The following is a 15,739-nucleotide window of genomic DNA, read 5'->3' as shown; positions in this document are numbered from 1 at the left end:
CCTCGGCACGCCCACATGCTATAAGAGATCGATGACCGAAAACGAACAGCAATACGAGTTTTCCGAGTTCTCCGGCGAATTTGTCGACGACGACATCATGGTCACTATCGGCATATACCGCCCGGCGGGCACCAACGCGGACTGGACGCTTGAGGTCGTCGATCAAGAGGGATATTCGACCGTCTGGGATGATCTGTTCGCCACCGACCGCGATGCTTTCCAGGAATTTCTGGCGACCGTCCATCGCGATGGAATACGCAGCTTTCTCGATCAGTCGATCCGCACCGTCCATTGACGCTGCATTCCGCGCGCCTGGATGATTGGTATTGGTCCGATGCCGCTGATGTGATCAGGAGGCGGAAAATCGCGCTTGATGTAAATGTGCAAAAGCGCTTTACCTACCCATGTATTTTGAAGAGGCGTACCGGAATCGCGGAATCAGACCTTTCTCGCTGATGAAACCGCAGATAGCGTCTCTGCGCAGCTGCATTCCGGCTGCGTCCCCGAGTCCAATGAAGGCAACTGGATGAGGGCTTGCCCCGCCATCGTGCGGGGCTTTTTCGTGGACAATGGTACTGGTCGGACAGCCGACTTGAGACACCCGTACACCGAAGCGTTGGCTCTCCCTCATGCCCATAAGGATGCGGTCGCGACCACCGTTTCTAGCCCATTTTAGTCAGAGAGTAAGCATTGCGCCTCGAAATAGGTTGTGTTGTGATTCGCACTCAACCGGAGTGCTGCCATGTTCGATAATGAAGAGATCGGTATCCCCTGCCCCGAATGCGGCCACGAGACCAGCAAGCCTGTCGCTTGGGTGAAAGCGAACGACGAACTCCCTTGCAGGAGATGTGGGACCGCCATCGTGTTGGAGAACGAAAAGCACTTGCTCACGATCGAGCAAGTCGCTCAGAACATGACGAAACTCAGACGATCGCTCGCAAAGTTTCGTAGGAATGCTCGTGGTGCGCGTTGGCACCGGTGACATCCATCCGCCGCGAAGGAAATCCCTCCCGAATGCGCTTCGAGGAAGGACTGGCGTCCGTGTGAACCGTCGCTAGAAGTTGAAATAGATCGTCACGCCCGGCCGCCGATGGTAGCGGTGATAGTCTCGATAGCTGTAGTACCGGGGATAGCACCTGCCGTAGTAGCGGCAGGAACGCGAAGCGTAGCGTCTGTTCCAGTGGCGCTGCGTGCGCCAATGGCGATGGTGCCGGTGATTGACCTGCTCGGCAGCGTCGGTCTTCACCTGCTCCGGCACAGGCACGAATATCGGTGCGGCGCTTACCGGAAGGGAAAAAGGCGCAGCCAGGACTAAGGCTGTGAGGGCGGATGAGAGCTTTTTCATCATCGACTCCGTCTCGCTGCTTATGAGCTTGGGCCATCATGCCTGAACCGCTGATGAACGAGCCCTACTCAAGAAAATTCACTATCAAGGAAATATATCCCCGAAGTCCGCACGATTAATCGGGAAATCGTCTGGCATTGAGTCGGACTAAAGTCCAAGGAGTGGAACCGCTTGCTTATTTCCCCGTTGAGTGACGAGTTCAACGAGAGGAAATGTTATGAAGAAGCTCGTATTTATTACTGCGACTGTCGCGCTCATCGCCAGCGGTGCTGTCGCGCAGCAAGCCGACGGTACCAACGCGGCAACCGGCATGGTCGGCGGTGCCGCCACCGGCGCCATTATCGGCGGCCCGATCGGAGCCGGGGTCGGCGCGGTGGTAGGCGCCACGCTCGGCGGCGCACTCACGCCGCCTCCCCCCGAAGTGGTCACTTATGTTCAGCAGCAGCCGGCACCGCCATCGGTCGTCGTTCAGCAGCCGATCGCGGTCGGCAAGCCTGTTCCCGAAACGGTTATGCTGACGCCAGTCCCGCAGAATCCGACCTATGCATATGCGGTGGTCAATGAGCAGCGTGTCATCGTAGAGCCGAAATCGCGCACGGTCGTTCAGGTCATCAACTGACCTGACGGCGGTGAGAGCGGCCCTCGCAGGCTCGGTTTAAGGCCCCAGGCCGGCCCCGCGTTTATCGCCGGCCTGGAACTTACCCGCGGCGTGGCCGTTCACTCGTGAAGAAAGGAGTTGATCGATGAATCAGATTATCTACCTCGTCGGCCTCGTTGTGATCGTGATAGCGATCTTGTCGTTCTTCGGCTTGAGCTGAACTGAGAAGATCGTTCCATGGCGCGGCCAGCCGATCCCGGCTTTTCGCAGCTTCACCAGGGATTCCCGCGGATTTATTCGCAGCGGCGTACCGGAAACCGAGATTCAGACCTTCCCACCCGTTCGGCTCAGAGATAGCGTCCGCGTCGTAGCTGCATTGGAGCTACATCTTTCCCCGCATTTCGTTTGCCAAGCGGATGCGTGCCTGCCCCGCCATCGAGCGGGGCTTTTTTATCGCCGTAACTCCACGTCCCGCCGCGGCTTCGATGCGTGCGCGGTTTGCGGCGGATGCGGCCGTAGACGCAGACAAATCACTGATCTGCCGGACTTTGGTCCCTGGATCATAAGGCTCTTGGCCCGCCAAAGGTCCGATACGCTGGGCTGCCGGCTGCGATATTGTTCGCATGGAAGGCTGCAGCAAATCCATCGGCGATTGTTGCAGAGAGATCGGGAGGTCCGAAGCCAGCCGCCGCTGGACGGCGGACCCCGCGAGTGGCCCCAGAGCGGTGTCCCAGTAGTCCCTTCGGGCAGCGCCGCTCTGGGGCTTTCCCCAACCACCGGATCGCGTCGGCAACTCGCCTGTCGTCACGGTATATTTCACTCAGGTAACGTAACGTTACTGTATAACAGAAATTAACCGCTAGTAAGATCAGGAACAAATTGAACGATACGTCGTTCTACCATCGTATATCAAGGGAGTACGATAGATGAACGCCAAGATCTTCATTGTTACTGCGATCGCAACGGGCATCTTTGCCGCGCCCGCTATTGCAAACGACACCAACCAAGGTGCGGTGACGGGTGCCGCTGGCGGAGCCGTTACCGGCGCTATTGTTGGCGGTCCCGTCGGCGCTGCCATCGGCGGTGCGGTCGGCCTCGTCGCCGGCGCTGTTATCGCTCCTCCGCCGCAGCAGGTCGTAACCTATGTGCGACAGCAGCCGGTTCCCGCCGATACCGTGGTCCTGCAGGAGCGGATCGCCGTCGGTCGTCCGCTACCGCGGACCGTGGCTCTGACGCCCGTTCCCGAGAATCCCTCCTACGCGTTCGCCGTGGTCAACAACCAACGCGTGATCGTCGACCCAAGAACCTACACGGTCGTCCAGGTCGTTCAGTAAGAGGCATTGGAGCGGGATGAGGAAAAGTCTTTGCGCTTTTCAACCGCATCCCGCTCCAATTTATAGATCATGTTCATGATCCTGGTCGACACGGCCTGAAATCACCGTGATCCAGAGCATTTCCGCGCTTCTTCGGTTCGCGGAAATGCTCAAGCTCTCGTTTCCGCGCATTTCGAGATGGTGTGGCACATACACATCGCTTTTCAGCAAAAACTGATTCATGTAAAATTGCTGCTTCCTTCCGAATCGGAATCGCCCTCTATCGAGGGGAACCAAGGAATCATCCCGCCGTTTCCCCCTAGGTTCGCTTCCGGAGGGCTGCCACCATGTTTACCGCTTTGTTGATTGCCTCACTCGCGGCGCCTTCGAGTCTCGTCTCGGCCACCGCGACGGTCGATGATCTCCAGTCCGACTTCGAAACTGCCGTGGCCTGCCGGCAGATAGACGGCAGGAACGTATGGAAGGGTGAACTGGCCTATTACATCCAGTCCTATGTCTACGAAGGCGATGCAGCCGCTTCGGCTGACCGCGCCGACATGGCTGATGCCGTGCTGCCGGAGGACAACGAACCGGAGACGGTCAAGGAATTCGAAGAGGCCTGCTCACTTGCCGGGTCGACCGGACACGCACGAAGGTGACCGTTCTGGCGCAAGTCGATTGCCCCTCTCGATCACTACAGCGGCCGTTGCGCGTCTCGTAAGACGCGCGGCGCTGTACAGGGATGAGAGCAGCGCCGCGTCTGCGGCGCGGGAAGCGTTCTTTCAGCCCAAGGACTTGGTCTGGCTGGATTCCTGTGACAAGCACAGGAATGAGGAAGACAAAGCCGCGGCGGCTATCCGGATTTCAACAGACCTCAGCCTGATGCGTCCGGTGTAACGCCTGCGCCACGTGCACTGCGCATTTTCAAAGCGCTCGTCCGGTATTCGCGGCGATAGGCGCGCGAAAAGGCGGAGAGACTGTCGAATCCGCAACGCAGGGCGATGTCACGCATCGGAATTCCGGTATCACGCACGAGCCGGTGGGCGACCTGCAGCCTGAGGCGCAGGTAATAGGCGCCGGGACTCGTCGAGAGGCCTTTGGCGAAGAGCGTTTCGAGCTTGCGCTGCGAGACGGAAAGCCGGCGCGCCAGCGCCGCGACCGTCATCGGACGTTCGAGCGTGCGCTCCATGAGCCTGATGGCCGCGGCAAGCTCCGGGTCGCGTGCCTCTATGCGGCCGAGCGAAACGAAAGGCTGGACATCCGTCGGTCCGTGCATCTGGTCGTAGACGAAAATGCTCGCGACATCGAGCGCCAGTGCAGGCCCGAGCCTCTCGGCGACGAGATGCAGCATCATGTCGAAGGTCGGCGACGCGCCGCCTGAGGTCCAGTATTTGCCGTCGATCACGAAACGGTCGCCGATCACCTCCAATTCGGGAAACGCCTGGCTGAAATCTTCGAGTTCCTCCCAATGGGCCGTAGCCTTGCGGCCATTGATGAGCCCGGAACGGCCGAGCAGCCAGCACCCGGATTCGACGCCTGCGACGATGTCGAAATGTCGCGCACATTCCTGCAGGGTCGCGAGAAAGCGCTTGCCGGCGTGCCTTTGAAGATTGAACCCGCCGATGATGAGAAGAAGATCTCCCACGACGGGCAAGGTGAAACTTCCGTCCACGGCAATCGGGACGCCGCAGGTCAGCATCACCGCCTGGCCGTCGGCGGACAGCAGCCGCCAGCGGAAGACCTCGTGCCCCGCCACTCGATTTGCCGCGCGCATCGGATCGAGGACCGAGGCAAAGGACATGATCGACGATTCGGGCAGGACGACCACCACGACCTCAATCGGCGATTGTGCAGAACGGTTCGCAATCATGCGCGTAACGTCAAATTTTATGCGCAGTATGTCAAATGGCAAACGAGCGTTAGGGCATTATCGACCGGCAATCGATCTCTTCGCGGGCATTTGCAGGCCCGCTCGGAGATGATGTTCCCCTTTTTCCGCTACTTTCGGAAGGGCCGGCCGGAACGAACCGCCGGCCCTCTTTCTTTCCCCGGGCGGGCGGTTCGAAGGCGTTGTTTTTCGCAGACTCGCTCCCGATATGTTGCTAATCTCTGCCGCAACAACAGGAGGCATCTGTGATGATCAGAAATGTGCTTGTTGCAGTCTTCGGGGCTTCGCTGCTCGGGGGAGCGGCCCATGCAGCCGATTTGGCACAGGCACCGGAGCCGGCGCCGACGGTCGAGACGATATCCAGCTTCGTATGGACGGGCGGTTATCTCGGCCTGCAGGGCGGCGGTGGCTGGTTGAACAGCGACCTCAGCGTCCCGGGCGGCAGCGCCTCCGAAAAATTCAGCGGCGGCCTCTTCGGCGCCTTCGCCGGCTACAACTATCAGCATAGCGACTGGGTCGTCGGCGTCGAGGGCGATGTCAGCTACAACTGGAATGATGAGACCGTCACCGTCTTCGGATCTGACACCGAAACCGGGACGGATGTTTCCGGATCCGTGCGCGCCCGCCTCGGCTACACCGTAAACGACCGGACGCTGATTTACGGCACAGGCGGCTGGGCAGTAACGCGCGGCTTTGTCGATGTCGCCGGCGCGCCCAAGGAAAAGGAAACCTTCAACGGCTGGACCATCGGCGCGGGTGTCGACTACGGCTTCACCGACAGCGTCTTCGGACGCGCGGAATATCGTTACAACGATTTCGGAGACAAGGATGTGGGCGGCGTCGATGTCGACCTCGACCAACACCAGTTTACCGTCGGCGTCGGCGTGAAATTCTGATCGCCGCAGGAGTTTCGATCAAGGACCCGGCAATCGCCGGGTTTTTTCTGGAGGCATATCGGCTCCGATATGAGAACGCAGCAGGCATCAGGACACGGGTTGCGGAAGCGGGATGGGATGTAACCGCGCCCGCCGAAACATACGGGGAGGAAGGATGGGAAGATTTCTGGAGTTCTTGGGCGGTGCGATCGTCATCGGAACGCTGGTTTTGCTGGCGATGACACTGGTTCCCGCTCCCGACGTGAAAACACTCGTCGCCGTCCTCCCCTGGGCCTTTCCGGCGATTGCCGGCGGCCTCCTCCTCGTCGCCTTCGGCGCGATGCTCGACCACCTTGCCGCCATACGCTCGGCGGCAGACCGGCAGGCCGATATTTTCCAGCAACTGCTCGAGCGGCGAAACACAGCGAAGAAGGAATGAGGATCGCCCTCGACCGTCACTCTTCGACGATCAGCACCTCGAACGTTATGCAAACGGCGTCAACGCCGTAGGCTATCTCACCCTCGAAAATGGTGCATTCCGTATCGACGATCGCGATATCGAGCTTCGCTTTGGCCTGTCCGCCCCGATCGGGTGAAAGCGTCCCCTTGCGAATGAGCAATTCCGAAGCGGCCGATTCCATGACCTGGCCGTCGACGAACGTGCAGCCGACGAGGCTGCCGATGCCGTGCAACGTCGCCCGTTCGATTCCGTGCTCGGCTGCCGTGCGCTCGATCGCCGAATGGATCGGTTCGTTCGGCTTCAACCGGCAGAGAACGGCGCGCCGCGGAGTGATGGCCGGTGCGGCGGCATGAGGCACAGGCGTGAACAGACGGAATCGGGTCTCGCTGTCCTCCAGCTGATCCATGATGGCGCCCGACAGTATCCAGGCTTCCGCCTCCACCGGTTCGGCGAATTGCGAATCCTTCGGCATCACGTGCCCGGCCGCGCGGAAACCGTCCTCGTGCCGCCAGACACCATGGCCGTGCAGGAACGGCTCCCCGTCGCGCCGGCCGAACGTCATGACCAAATCTTCGATGGGCGCGCGGCCATTAGGCGCATGTATGCCGCTGTACCAGGCGGCATGAAGGCCGTCATGCGAGAGAGTCGGTGCGACATAGGCAAGCGGCGCAAACGCACCGCCCCTGACCTCTACGATCGCGCTGTCGCAGCCTTTTTCAGCGAGCGCCTCGTGGACGGCTTCGAGCACGCTCCGGCCCGGTTTGAAGGTCAATCGCGTCTTCTCGGCGTGGCACCCGAGAGAGATCACCCTCGGCGTGAACGGCACGCCGGGTTGGCGGAGACTCCGCATCATCGTCCTTTCAAAGTCAGACCGGCGTTGACGAACCCTCCATCGACCGCCAGCACCTGGCCGTTGATATGGCTCGCCTCCTCCGAGATCAGGAACGCCGCGCTGGCCGCGATTTCGCGCGACGAACCGTAGCGGCGCTGGGGGATGCGCTCGTGCCATTGCGCACGCACGTCATCCGTATGGACGGCACGCGACAAAGGCGTGTCGATGGCACCGGGAGCGATGGCATTGACGCGAATTCCATCCTGTCCGAGCTCGGTCGCGAGAATGTAGGTGAGCAGATTGACCGCGCCTTTGGAGGCGCCGTAGGCGGCGCGTCCCTTGTTGCCGATAATACCCGATACGGAGGAGATGTTGACGATTGCACCGGGCGTGGCCGTCGCCAGCCAATGACGCGCCGCCTCACGGCAGACGATGAACGTGCCGGTCAGATTGACGTCCAGAATGCGGCGGAAATCGTCGACGCTGGTCTCGACGGCAGGCCTGTCGATCGCGATGCCCGCCGAATTGATGACCGCCCGCAGCGGTGCCCTCGCCGCCGCGGTCTCGATGGCCGATGCGACCTCCTTTTCATCCGTGACGCTGCAGGCGATTGCCTGCGCGGGATCGATCGGGATCGCGCGACATGCGTCCGCCAGCGCATCGGCATTGCGATCCACCAGATAGACCCTCCAGCCGCGGCCGTTCAGAAGCCTCGCTATTTCGAGGCCGATACCGGATGCTCCACCCGTGACGAGTACGGATTTCATTCCATCGCTCATGGGGCAGCACTCCTGCGGTCCCCGATGCCAACGGAACCGATGTCCAGTTCGCCGCGCCGTTCGAGTTCCTCGCGGATCAGCTTCTTGGTGATCTTGCCATAGGCCGATTTTGGCATTTCGGACCAGAACACGATCTTCTTCGGAAGCTTGTAGCGGGCAATCTTCCCGTCCAGCCATTCCCTCAGAGCCGCCGCGTCGACCGACGCACCGTCACGTGCGACGCAAACCGCGATGCCGACCTCTCCCCAGACCGGATCGGGAACGCCGACGATCGCCGCCTCGCTGATATCCGGATGCATCAGGAGCTTTTCCTCGATCTCGCGCGGATAGACGTTGGACCCGCCCGAAATGAACATGTCGGAGGCGCGGCCGGTGATGTAGAGGAAGCCTTGCGCATCGACATGGCCAAGGTCGCCGGTCCGAAACCAGCCGTTGCGAAACGCTTTGGCGTTGGCCTCGGGGTTCCGATAATAGCCGGCAAAAACCGCCGGGCCGATCACGCAGATCTCGCCGGTCGCGCCCGCCGGGACTTCGTTGCCGTCGTCGTCCTGGATCTGCAGCTGCATGCCCGTCCGCTCGAAACCGCAGGTGCCGATACGCGCATCCGGGCCATCCTCCGCGCTGTGGAAGGCGGGAGGCAGGACGGTGATCGCTCCCGTCACTTCGCCGAGCCCGAAATACTGCACCAGGACGGCGCCGAGCTTTTCCAGCGCTTTTTTCTGATCGGCACGGTACATCGGCGCACCGGCATAGATGACATAGCGCAGCGACGAGTGGTCGTACCGGTCGACGGACGGATCCTCGATGAGCAGCTTTACGATAGTCGGTACGGCGAAGAGGTTGCTGACCCTCCATTTTTCGACGAGGGCCCAGAACTGCGGTATGTCGAGCTTCTCGGACGGCAAGAGGATCGTGGTTGCGCCCCTTGCGACCTGGCACAGCTGATGGATCCCGGCGCCGTGCGACAGCGGCGCAACGACGATCGACCGGTCGCGATGGGTCGTAGCCGGAAAGAGATCGCCGATATGATTGTTGATGACGAAGGCCATTTGCCCGTGCGTCAGCACGGCAGCCTTGGGTCGGCCGGTGGTGCCGGACGTATAGAAATACCAGCATGGATCATCGCGATCGACGGCAACGGGCGAAACCGATTTTCCAAGATTGCGCGCAACGATCGCATCATAGTCTTCGCCGACCCGTGACGCGCCGATCGGAATGCATGATCCGATCTGCTCGCCCGCAGCCCGACATGCTTCGGCATGAGCCTCGAAGGGGGCCTGGAATATCACCAGCCTGGCACCGCTCGATTGGGCCAGATAGGCGACCTCCTCCGGCAGCTGCCGGAAATTCGTGGGAACCCAGACCGCACCTGCTCTGAACGCCGCAAACATGGACTCGAACATCTGGTTGCAGTTGGCGGAGTGGACGAGAATCCGGTCTCCTTTGCGCACGCCGAACTCATGGACGAGCGCATATGCCATGGCGTCGACCCGCGCCTCCAGCTCGTTCCAGCGCCACCGGTGATCGCCGTGAACGAGGGCGATCTCGTCCGGATTGCGTCTCGCTGCCTGCGAAAGGAAATTGCCGAGGTTCATGACTCGCGTCGAAACGGGGGTGACGCCGCCCTGGGGTTCGTTGCTCGTCATTTCGCCCGTTCCAGGATGGAGACATAGTTTGCGACGGCAGCGCCGCCCATGTTGAAGATGCCGGCGAGACCGGCGCCGGGGATCTGCATTTCGCCCGCCTCCTCCATAAGCTGCATGGCGGAAATGACATGCATCGAGACCCCCGTCGCGCCGATCGGATGACCCTTGGATTTCAAGCCGCCGGAGGGGTTGACCGGCAGGCTTCCGCTCCTGGTGGTGGTTCCGTCGCGGATCGCACGGTAGCCTTCGCCGGGTGCGGTCAGGCCCATCGCCTCGTATTCGATCATCTCGGCTATGGTGAAGCAGTCATGCGTCTCGACGAAGGAGAGATCGTCCAGCGTGGCGCCTGCCATGGAAAGTGCCGCTTTCCAGGCCCGCCGTGGCCCGTCGAATTCCAGCATGTCCCGGCGGCTGAGCGCAAACACGTCGTTGACGTGGCTGCGGGCCCGGAAGGCGATTGCCCGCTGCAGCGTCGCAGCCGTGTCCGCGTCGGCGAGCACGAGGGCGGCCGCCCCGTCCGAGACGAGCGAGCAGTCGGTGCGGCGCAAGGGGGCCGCGACGATCGGATTCTTCTCCGAAACGGTGTTGCAGAACGCAAAACCGAAATCCCTTCGCATATGCGCGTAAGGGTTGGCTACGCCGTTTTCGTGGTTCTTGGCCGCTATCATCGCAAGCTCTTCGGAACGGTCGCCGTAACGCTGGAAGTAATGCTGTGCAATGCGGCCGAAGACGCCCGCAAAGCCCCCTTCCACGTCGCCTTCCTCTTTCCGGTAGCTGCCGCCCAGAAGGATATCGCCGACTGCTGCCGTCGAAACGGCGGTCATCTTCTCGGCACCGATGACGAGTGCGATGCGGCCGCGGCCGGCCTCGATGAAATCCATCGCCGTATAGATCGCCGCCGAGCCTGTCGCGCACGCATTTTCAAGCCGCACGGACGGGACGTGAGCAAGGGCCTCGTCGGTCATGCCGACAAGTGCGGCCTGAAACTCCTGCTTGGAGAAGCCGCCGTTCATGACTCCGACAAAGATTCCGTCGACATCCGAGGCGGCAAGACCGGCATGGGCAAGTGCCGGCGCCGCGACCGCGGCCATCAGCGCCTCTGTGTCCGCGTAGTCGGTCTTGCCGAACTGGGAGTGGGCCCAGCCTACGATCTGCGCCTTGGTCATCTGGACAATCTCCTTTTGAGAGGTCTTGCAATGGAGGCTATGTGTCGCGTCCCGCGTTCACGGAACTGCTCGGCGAGTTTGCTCTCGATGCGTGAAGCTTCCTGCCTGAGAAGAGCTGCCAACTCGCTCTGCCGCGGCTCCTGCATGCGGCTGTCGATGGCGGCAATGCTGATGGCTCCGGCGACGCCGCCGCCGGGATAGCGGATTGCGACGCCCACACCCCAGGAGTTGGTGAGGATAAGGCCGGGATTGACCGCATAGCCCTGAGCGCGAGCAAGCTCGACGCGGCGGCGCAGTTCGTCCGGCCCAAGCATCGGAAACTGCTCCTCGAGCACGGCGGCATTCTGGTCCAGAACGGACGAAACCTCCTCGTCCGAAAGAGCCGCGAGCATGGCCAGAGAGCCGGCGCCGACGCCCAGCGGATGCACGAAGCCCGCCTGGAGTGCGTGGGTGCGGATCGGAAAGCTCCCCTCCTCCCGGTGGAGACAGACCGACGACGCTCCGCGGCGTACGGAGAGAAAGCAGGAGTCGCTGGTCTTCTGCGCCAGGCGATGCAGGCTTTCCGTCGACAGGCGCAGGAGCCCGTGCCGGCTCGATGCGAGGGTGCCGAGCACATAGGCTTCTTCACCGACATAGTAGCGCCGGTCGCGGTCGTCCTGCTCCAGGAGGCCGGCCCTGATCAGGGCAAGCAGGAGGCGGCGAACCGTTGGTTTGTTGAGGCCGCTCTGCTCCACGACGGCGCTCAGAGACATGCCGTCCATCTGGCGGCCGACCAGCGACAGGAGCTTGGCCGCACGATCGACGCTTTGCGAACCGGTCATGTCCCTGTCGGCCGCATCGCCCATGTTTCAGTGTACCCCCATGATCGTGCAGCTCTGGCCGCCATCGACCGGCAGACAAACGCCGGTAATGAATTTCGCTTCGTCGGAGGCAAGGAAAAGCGCTGCATTGGCGACATCCCAGGCATCGCCCATGCGCCCGCCCGGAACCGCCGCGTTGCGGGCTGCCACCATTTCCTCGGCGGAGGCGTATTGCGAGGAGATCTGCTTGTAGATCAGAGGCGTGTCGATCAGGCCGGGGACGACACAGTTCGCGCGGATTCCGTGCGGCGCGTATTGAGCCGCGATCGCGACCGTCGCCTGGTTGACCGCCGCCTTCGTCGCGTAATAGGCGAAATAGGGATAGCCGGTCCACCGGATGCCGGCGAGCGACGAGATGTTGACGACGGCGCCACCGCCGGCTTCGATCATGTGCGGGATGACAGCCTTGGCGGTGCGGAACACCGAGCCGAGATTGAGATCCACGGATTGCTGGAACTGTGCTTCCGACAACTCGACCGGTCCACCCATATGCGTGACGCCGACATTGTTGTGTAGAATGGAAATGGTGCCGAATGCCTGCCGTGCGGCCGCCACCGCCGCTTCGACAGATGCGAGAGCGGTGACGTCTGCGGCGACGGCTAGGGCCTGGCCGCCTTCCGCCGCGATGATTGCCGCCGTTTCCTCGGCTGCCTCCCTATCGACGTCGACACAGACGACCTTGGCGCCCTCACGCGCATAAAGCACTGCGGCAGCCTTGCCGTTGCCCCAGCCGGGGCCGGAGGAACCCGCACCGAAGACGATTGCCGATTTTCCCTTGAGACGGTCTGCCAATTCGAAACCTCGGAAGGCGCCACGCGCTCGTGGAAGAACGCGCCGCGTCGCTGCATCGGTCGGCGAACGGCCGGGTGAACGGCCGCCCGCCTCGTCGTGCTCAGGTGGTCAGCCGAGGCTGGTGCCTACGGCCTTTTCGAGAATGGCCCAGGCCTCGTCGCCGAATTTTCCCTTCCATTCGGCGTAGAAACCCGCCGATCTCAGCGTCTCCCGGAAAGCTGCCTTGTCCGGGTCGGTGAATGTCATGCCACTCTGGGTGAGCTGCTCGCGTACCGTGTCGTTCACTTTGGCGGTATCGGTGCGCTGTGCGATGGCCGACTCGTTGAGATGTTTGGCCGCAATCTCCCTTATGTCTTCCGGCAGTGTTTCCCAGGCCTGCTTGTTCGCCAGCATCCAGAAACCGTCCCACATATGGTTGGTCATGGCGCAATGTTTCTGCACCTCGTAGAGCTTGGCGGTCGAGGCGATTGCCAGTGGGTTTTCCTGGCCGTCGACGGTGCCGGTGCTGAGCGCCGTGTAGACTTCCGCGAAATTGATCGTGGTCGGTGCAGCCCCGAAGGCGGTGAACATGGATTGCCAGAGCGGGCTCGGCGGAACGCGGATCTTGAACCCCTTGAGGTCCTCCGGCGTGTTGATCGGCTTGGTCGAACTGGTGATCTGGCGAAAGCCGTTGTCCCAGATCTTCTCCATGGGCACGAGGCCCTTCTTTTCGATCTCGCCGCGCGCATAGGCGCCCAGCTCTCCGTCCATCGCCTTCCAGACCGTGTCGTAGTCGGGGAAGGCGAAGCCGATGCCGCTGATGGCAGCGTTGGGCACCAGGGTCGAGAGAATCAGCGGCGAGAGCGAGAAGAACTCGGTTGCGCCGTTGCGAAGCTGCGAAAGCGTTTCGGTGTCGTTGCCGAGCTGACTGCTCGGGAAGATGTTGATCTTCAGGCGGCCGCCCGTCTCCTCCAGGATCTTGTCGGCGGCTTCCTTCAGGCGAATGTTGAGCGGATGGGTGACCGGCAGGTTGTTTGCCAGCTTATAGGTGAAGTCCGCGGCATGGGCCTTGGTGCGGATCGAAGCCCCAAGCGCAACTGCTCCAGTGCCGAGCAGCATCGTTCTACGGGTTATTTTCATCGCTCTGTTCTCCTCCTGATCGTCGATGATGAATATGGGATGGCGGGCTCACAGCAATGCGAGCGAGAACCACGGCACGGCGGCGATCAACAAGAGGCCAAGCACCATTGCGCCGATATAGGGCCAGATCGCTCCCATGGCCTCGTCGGGCGAAACGTTGCCGATCTTGCAGGCGATGTAGAAGCCGATGCCGATCGGCGGCGCCATCAGTCCGACGTTCATCGCGGTGACGATGACCATGGAATAGTGGACGTCATGGATCCCCATCGCACGCGCGATCGGAAACATGATCGGCGCCAGGAGCACGATCGCAGGGAGGCCTTCGAGCACGCAGCCGAGCAGCATGAACAGGGCGATCGAGACCAGCATGAAGGTGAACCATCCACCCGGCAGGCCGCTCATCATATCGGTGAGCTCGAAGGCGAACCCGGTCTGGGTGAGCGCCCAGGCCATCGCCGCGGCGGTACCGAGGATCAGGAGGATCGCACCGCTCATCGCGGCGGTCTCGACCAGCATCCTGTAGGTCCGGCGCATGCCGATACCGCCATAAAGGACAGTGCCGATGATGAAGGCGTAGACGACCGCGATGGTGGAGACCTCGGTCGCGGTCGCCGCACCGCTCGCGACCGCGCTGCGGATGATGAACGGCAGTACCAGGGCCGGCGCCGCGATCAGGGCCGTGCCGCCGATGTGTTTCAGCGACGGGCGCACGACGCCGTCGACATTTTCTCGGGCCGCCTTGATGCGTGCAAGCGCGGCAAGCGCGACCAGCAACACGAGAGCGATGGCAAAACCGCTGGTAAACAGAGCGGCGATCGAAACGCCGGCCACAGAGCCGAGAACGATCAGCACGATGCTCGGCGGCACGGTGTCGGCCATGGCGGCCCCGGTCGCGAGCAGCGCTATCATTTCCTTCGGCTTGTGACCCCGGCGCTTCATCTCCGGAAACAGCGCCGGGGCAACCGTCGCCATGTCCGAGACTTTCGACCCGGAAATGCCGGACACGAGAAAGAGCGAGCCCAACAGAACGTAGGACATGCCGGCCTTGACGTGGCCGAGCATGGAGGCGAGGAAATCGACGATCGCCTTGCCCATTCCGGTCGCGTCCAGAATGCAGCCGAGAAGCACGAAGACCGGGACCGACAGCAGAATGAGGCTGGACATGCCCTCGTCCATGCGGCCGATCATGACGACCAGCGGCATCGACGTCGTGAAGGCGAGAAACAGAAGCGTCGCGATGCCGAAGCAGAAGGCGATCGGAACGCCCATCGCGAGGCAGATGGCAGCACCGCCGACGAGAAAGATCAGAATGTTGCCGTTGCCGAACGAACTGAGCGCAGGCGTCAGCAACCAGAGCACCAAGGCGACCGCGAGCACGAATGCCACGGCCAGCACCACGTCGAACGGCCTGGCGGTTCTGATCAATTGAGCGACGGCCAGCAGCACCATCAGGACCATGCCGACTGCAATGGCCGCGGCACGATAGCCCGCCGGGATGTTCAAGGCCGACGAAGTGATGTCCATTTCGCCGGCGGCATAGGTGTAGGCTGCCGGCAGCAGGACGAGAAGGAACGCCATGATGGCGACCATGCCGAGCGTTTCGGTGAACTGCCGGGCCCTTTCGCCGAGAGCATTGAGAAGAATGGTCAGCCGCAGATGCTCGCAACGATCGATCGCGATCGCCGAACCGAGCATGGCTAGCCACAGGAAGGCGATGGATGCGGCTTCATCGATCCAGACGATCGGTCTCGACAGGCCGTAGCGAAAGGCTACGCCGGTAAGCAGCATGGCGATGATCGCCACAAGCAGAGCGGCGGACGACGCTTCGACGGGGCGCATCAGCCGCGAACCCGGCCGGGCCTCCATCGTCTCGGCGAGCACGGCGAATTCGGACACGCCCTCCGTCGTGGTGGTCATCGGCTTCCTCCCTTACGAACCGTTCGATCGCCTTGCGCGCCAGCCGCGCGAATGCGGCGGGATGAACGACGTCAAAGCTCCTCCCGGAGGTGTCGTCCGAAGAAACTGGATGCATCGGATCGACATTCCAGATCGTCCGTCGCCCTCCA

At 61.9% G+C, this 15,739-nt stretch carries 17 protein-coding genes; 7 read left to right on the top strand and 10 right to left on the bottom strand.

Going from position 1 to position 15,739, the window contains the following annotated elements; all coding sequences use genetic code 11:
* Positions 1-31 precede the first annotated feature (31 nt).
* Positions 32-295, top strand: coding sequence for a hypothetical protein (locus BHD07_RS21275; protein ID WP_018095002.1), 264 nt, complete (start codon positions 32-34; stop codon positions 293-295).
* 447 nt (positions 296-742) lie between these two features.
* Positions 743-982, top strand: a complete 240-nt coding sequence (locus BHD07_RS31960) for a hypothetical protein (protein WP_018095003.1) — start codon at positions 743-745, stop codon at positions 980-982.
* 72 nt (positions 983-1,054) lie between these two features.
* On the opposite strand, the gene BHD07_RS21270 is transcribed toward BHD07_RS31960, so the two are convergent.
* On the bottom strand, positions 1,055-1,345 hold the full coding sequence (locus BHD07_RS21270; protein ID WP_338282966.1) for a hypothetical protein: 291 nt from the start codon (positions 1,343-1,345) through the stop codon (positions 1,055-1,057).
* Positions 1,346-1,562: 217 nt separating this feature from the next.
* Here BHD07_RS21270 and BHD07_RS21265 point away from each other — a divergent pair, with 217 nt between their 5' ends.
* The 3 genes from BHD07_RS21265 to BHD07_RS21255 all read left to right on the top strand — a co-directional run bounded on the left by BHD07_RS21265 (position 1,563) and on the right by BHD07_RS21255 (position 3,915).
* Positions 1,563-1,964, top strand: a complete 402-nt coding sequence (locus tag BHD07_RS21265) for a DUF1236 domain-containing protein (RefSeq protein WP_275600051.1) — start codon at positions 1,563-1,565, stop codon at positions 1,962-1,964.
* Positions 1,965-2,869: 905 nt separating this feature from the next.
* Positions 2,870-3,277, top strand: coding sequence for a DUF1236 domain-containing protein (locus tag BHD07_RS21260; RefSeq protein ID WP_003530981.1), 408 nt, complete (start codon positions 2,870-2,872; stop codon positions 3,275-3,277).
* 326 nt (positions 3,278-3,603) lie between these two features.
* Positions 3,604-3,915, top strand: a complete 312-nt coding sequence (locus BHD07_RS21255) for a hypothetical protein (RefSeq protein WP_018095009.1) — start codon at positions 3,604-3,606, stop codon at positions 3,913-3,915.
* A gap of 215 nt (positions 3,916-4,130) precedes the next feature.
* On the opposite strand, the gene BHD07_RS21250 is transcribed toward BHD07_RS21255, so the two are convergent.
* Positions 4,131-5,126: a GlxA family transcriptional regulator gene (locus tag BHD07_RS21250; RefSeq protein ID WP_100673202.1), complete on the bottom strand. Its 996-nt coding sequence runs from the start codon at positions 5,124-5,126 to the stop codon at positions 4,131-4,133.
* Between the two features lie 266 nt (positions 5,127-5,392).
* Here BHD07_RS21250 and BHD07_RS21245 point away from each other — a divergent pair, with 266 nt between their 5' ends.
* Together BHD07_RS21245 and BHD07_RS21240 are read left to right on the top strand one after the other, a co-directional pair.
* Positions 5,393-6,040 carry an outer membrane protein gene (locus BHD07_RS21245; RefSeq protein WP_338282963.1) on the top strand — a complete coding sequence of 216 codons (648 nt, stop codon included), beginning with the start codon at positions 5,393-5,395 and terminating at the stop codon, positions 6,038-6,040.
* Positions 6,041-6,194: 154 nt separating this feature from the next.
* Positions 6,195-6,458 carry a hypothetical protein gene (locus BHD07_RS21240; protein ID WP_100673200.1) on the top strand — a complete coding sequence of 88 codons (264 nt, stop codon included), beginning with the start codon at positions 6,195-6,197 and terminating at the stop codon, positions 6,456-6,458.
* A gap of 16 nt (positions 6,459-6,474) precedes the next feature.
* Here BHD07_RS21240 and BHD07_RS21235 read toward each other — a convergent pair whose 3' ends face one another.
* The 8 genes from BHD07_RS21235 to BHD07_RS21200 all read right to left on the bottom strand — a co-directional run bounded on the left by BHD07_RS21235 (position 6,475) and on the right by BHD07_RS21200 (position 15,590).
* Positions 6,475-7,332 (bottom strand): PCC domain-containing protein, encoded by an 858-nt coding sequence (locus BHD07_RS21235; protein ID WP_338282962.1) that lies wholly within the window; start codon positions 7,330-7,332, stop codon positions 6,475-6,477.
* Positions 7,329-8,090, bottom strand: coding sequence for an SDR family NAD(P)-dependent oxidoreductase (locus BHD07_RS21230; protein ID WP_338282961.1), 762 nt, complete (start codon positions 8,088-8,090; stop codon positions 7,329-7,331). Before BHD07_RS21230 ends, BHD07_RS21235 begins: the two co-directional genes overlap by 4 nt.
* On the bottom strand, positions 8,087-9,736 hold the full coding sequence (locus BHD07_RS21225) for an acyl-CoA synthetase (protein WP_338282960.1): 1,650 nt from the start codon (positions 9,734-9,736) through the stop codon (positions 8,087-8,089). The genes BHD07_RS21230 and BHD07_RS21225 overlap by 4 nt, the downstream gene beginning before the upstream one ends.
* Positions 9,733-10,902, bottom strand: coding sequence for an acetyl-CoA acetyltransferase (locus tag BHD07_RS21220; protein ID WP_275597890.1), 1,170 nt, complete (start codon positions 10,900-10,902; stop codon positions 9,733-9,735). Before BHD07_RS21220 ends, BHD07_RS21225 begins: the two co-directional genes overlap by 4 nt.
* The gene (locus BHD07_RS21215) at positions 10,899-11,747 is read right to left on the bottom strand and encodes an IclR family transcriptional regulator (protein WP_338282959.1); all 849 of its coding nucleotides are present in this window, start codon (positions 11,745-11,747) and stop codon (positions 10,899-10,901) included. The genes BHD07_RS21220 and BHD07_RS21215 overlap by 4 nt, the downstream gene beginning before the upstream one ends.
* 3 nt (positions 11,748-11,750) lie before the next feature.
* Positions 11,751-12,554, bottom strand: a complete 804-nt coding sequence (locus BHD07_RS21210; protein WP_338282958.1) for an SDR family NAD(P)-dependent oxidoreductase — start codon at positions 12,552-12,554, stop codon at positions 11,751-11,753.
* Positions 12,555-12,662: 108 nt separating this feature from the next.
* A complete protein-coding gene (locus BHD07_RS21205) occupies positions 12,663-13,673 on the bottom strand; it encodes a TRAP transporter substrate-binding protein (RefSeq protein WP_018095019.1) in 1,011 nt (336 codons plus the stop codon).
* A 48-nt stretch (positions 13,674-13,721) separates the two neighbouring features.
* Positions 13,722-15,590, bottom strand: a complete 1,869-nt coding sequence (locus BHD07_RS21200; RefSeq protein ID WP_338282956.1) for a TRAP transporter large permease subunit — start codon at positions 15,588-15,590, stop codon at positions 13,722-13,724.
* Between the last annotated feature and the right edge of the window lie 149 nt (positions 15,591-15,739).

The organism is Sinorhizobium sp. KGO-5, assembly GCF_036245905.1.
Lineage (GTDB): Bacteria > Pseudomonadota > Alphaproteobacteria > Rhizobiales > Rhizobiaceae > Sinorhizobium > Sinorhizobium meliloti_A.
This window is presented reverse-complemented; position numbering and strand designations above follow the sequence as displayed.

Coding starts and splice junctions, on each gene's coding strand:
- BHD07_RS21275 (WP_018095002.1), top strand. CDS start 32: ATGACCGAAAACGAACAGCAATACGAGTTTTCCGAGTTCTCCGGCGAA.
- BHD07_RS31960 (WP_018095003.1), top strand. CDS start 743: ATGTTCGATAATGAAGAGATCGGTATCCCCTGCCCCGAATGCGGCCAC.
- BHD07_RS21270 (WP_338282966.1), bottom strand. CDS start 1,345: ATGAAAAAGCTCTCATCCGCCCTCACAGCCTTAGTCCTGGCTGCGCCT.
- BHD07_RS21265 (WP_275600051.1), top strand. CDS start 1,563: ATGAAGAAGCTCGTATTTATTACTGCGACTGTCGCGCTCATCGCCAGC.
- BHD07_RS21260 (WP_003530981.1), top strand. CDS start 2,870: ATGAACGCCAAGATCTTCATTGTTACTGCGATCGCAACGGGCATCTTT.
- BHD07_RS21255 (WP_018095009.1), top strand. CDS start 3,604: ATGTTTACCGCTTTGTTGATTGCCTCACTCGCGGCGCCTTCGAGTCTC.
- BHD07_RS21250 (WP_100673202.1), bottom strand. CDS start 5,126: ATGATTGCGAACCGTTCTGCACAATCGCCGATTGAGGTCGTGGTGGTC.
- BHD07_RS21245 (WP_338282963.1), top strand. CDS start 5,393: ATGATCAGAAATGTGCTTGTTGCAGTCTTCGGGGCTTCGCTGCTCGGG.
- BHD07_RS21240 (WP_100673200.1), top strand. CDS start 6,195: ATGGGAAGATTTCTGGAGTTCTTGGGCGGTGCGATCGTCATCGGAACG.
- BHD07_RS21235 (WP_338282962.1), bottom strand. CDS start 7,332: ATGATGCGGAGTCTCCGCCAACCCGGCGTGCCGTTCACGCCGAGGGTG.
- BHD07_RS21230 (WP_338282961.1), bottom strand. CDS start 8,090: ATGAGCGATGGAATGAAATCCGTACTCGTCACGGGTGGAGCATCCGGT.
- BHD07_RS21225 (WP_338282960.1), bottom strand. CDS start 9,736: ATGACGAGCAACGAACCCCAGGGCGGCGTCACCCCCGTTTCGACGCGA.
- BHD07_RS21220 (WP_275597890.1), bottom strand. CDS start 10,902: ATGACCAAGGCGCAGATCGTAGGCTGGGCCCACTCCCAGTTCGGCAAG.
- BHD07_RS21215 (WP_338282959.1), bottom strand. CDS start 11,747: ATGGGCGATGCGGCCGACAGGGACATGACCGGTTCGCAAAGCGTCGAT.
- BHD07_RS21205 (WP_018095019.1), bottom strand. CDS start 13,673: ATGAAAATAACCCGTAGAACGATGCTGCTCGGCACTGGAGCAGTTGCG.
- BHD07_RS21200 (WP_338282956.1), bottom strand. CDS start 15,590: ATGACCACCACGACGGAGGGCGTGTCCGAATTCGCCGTGCTCGCCGAG.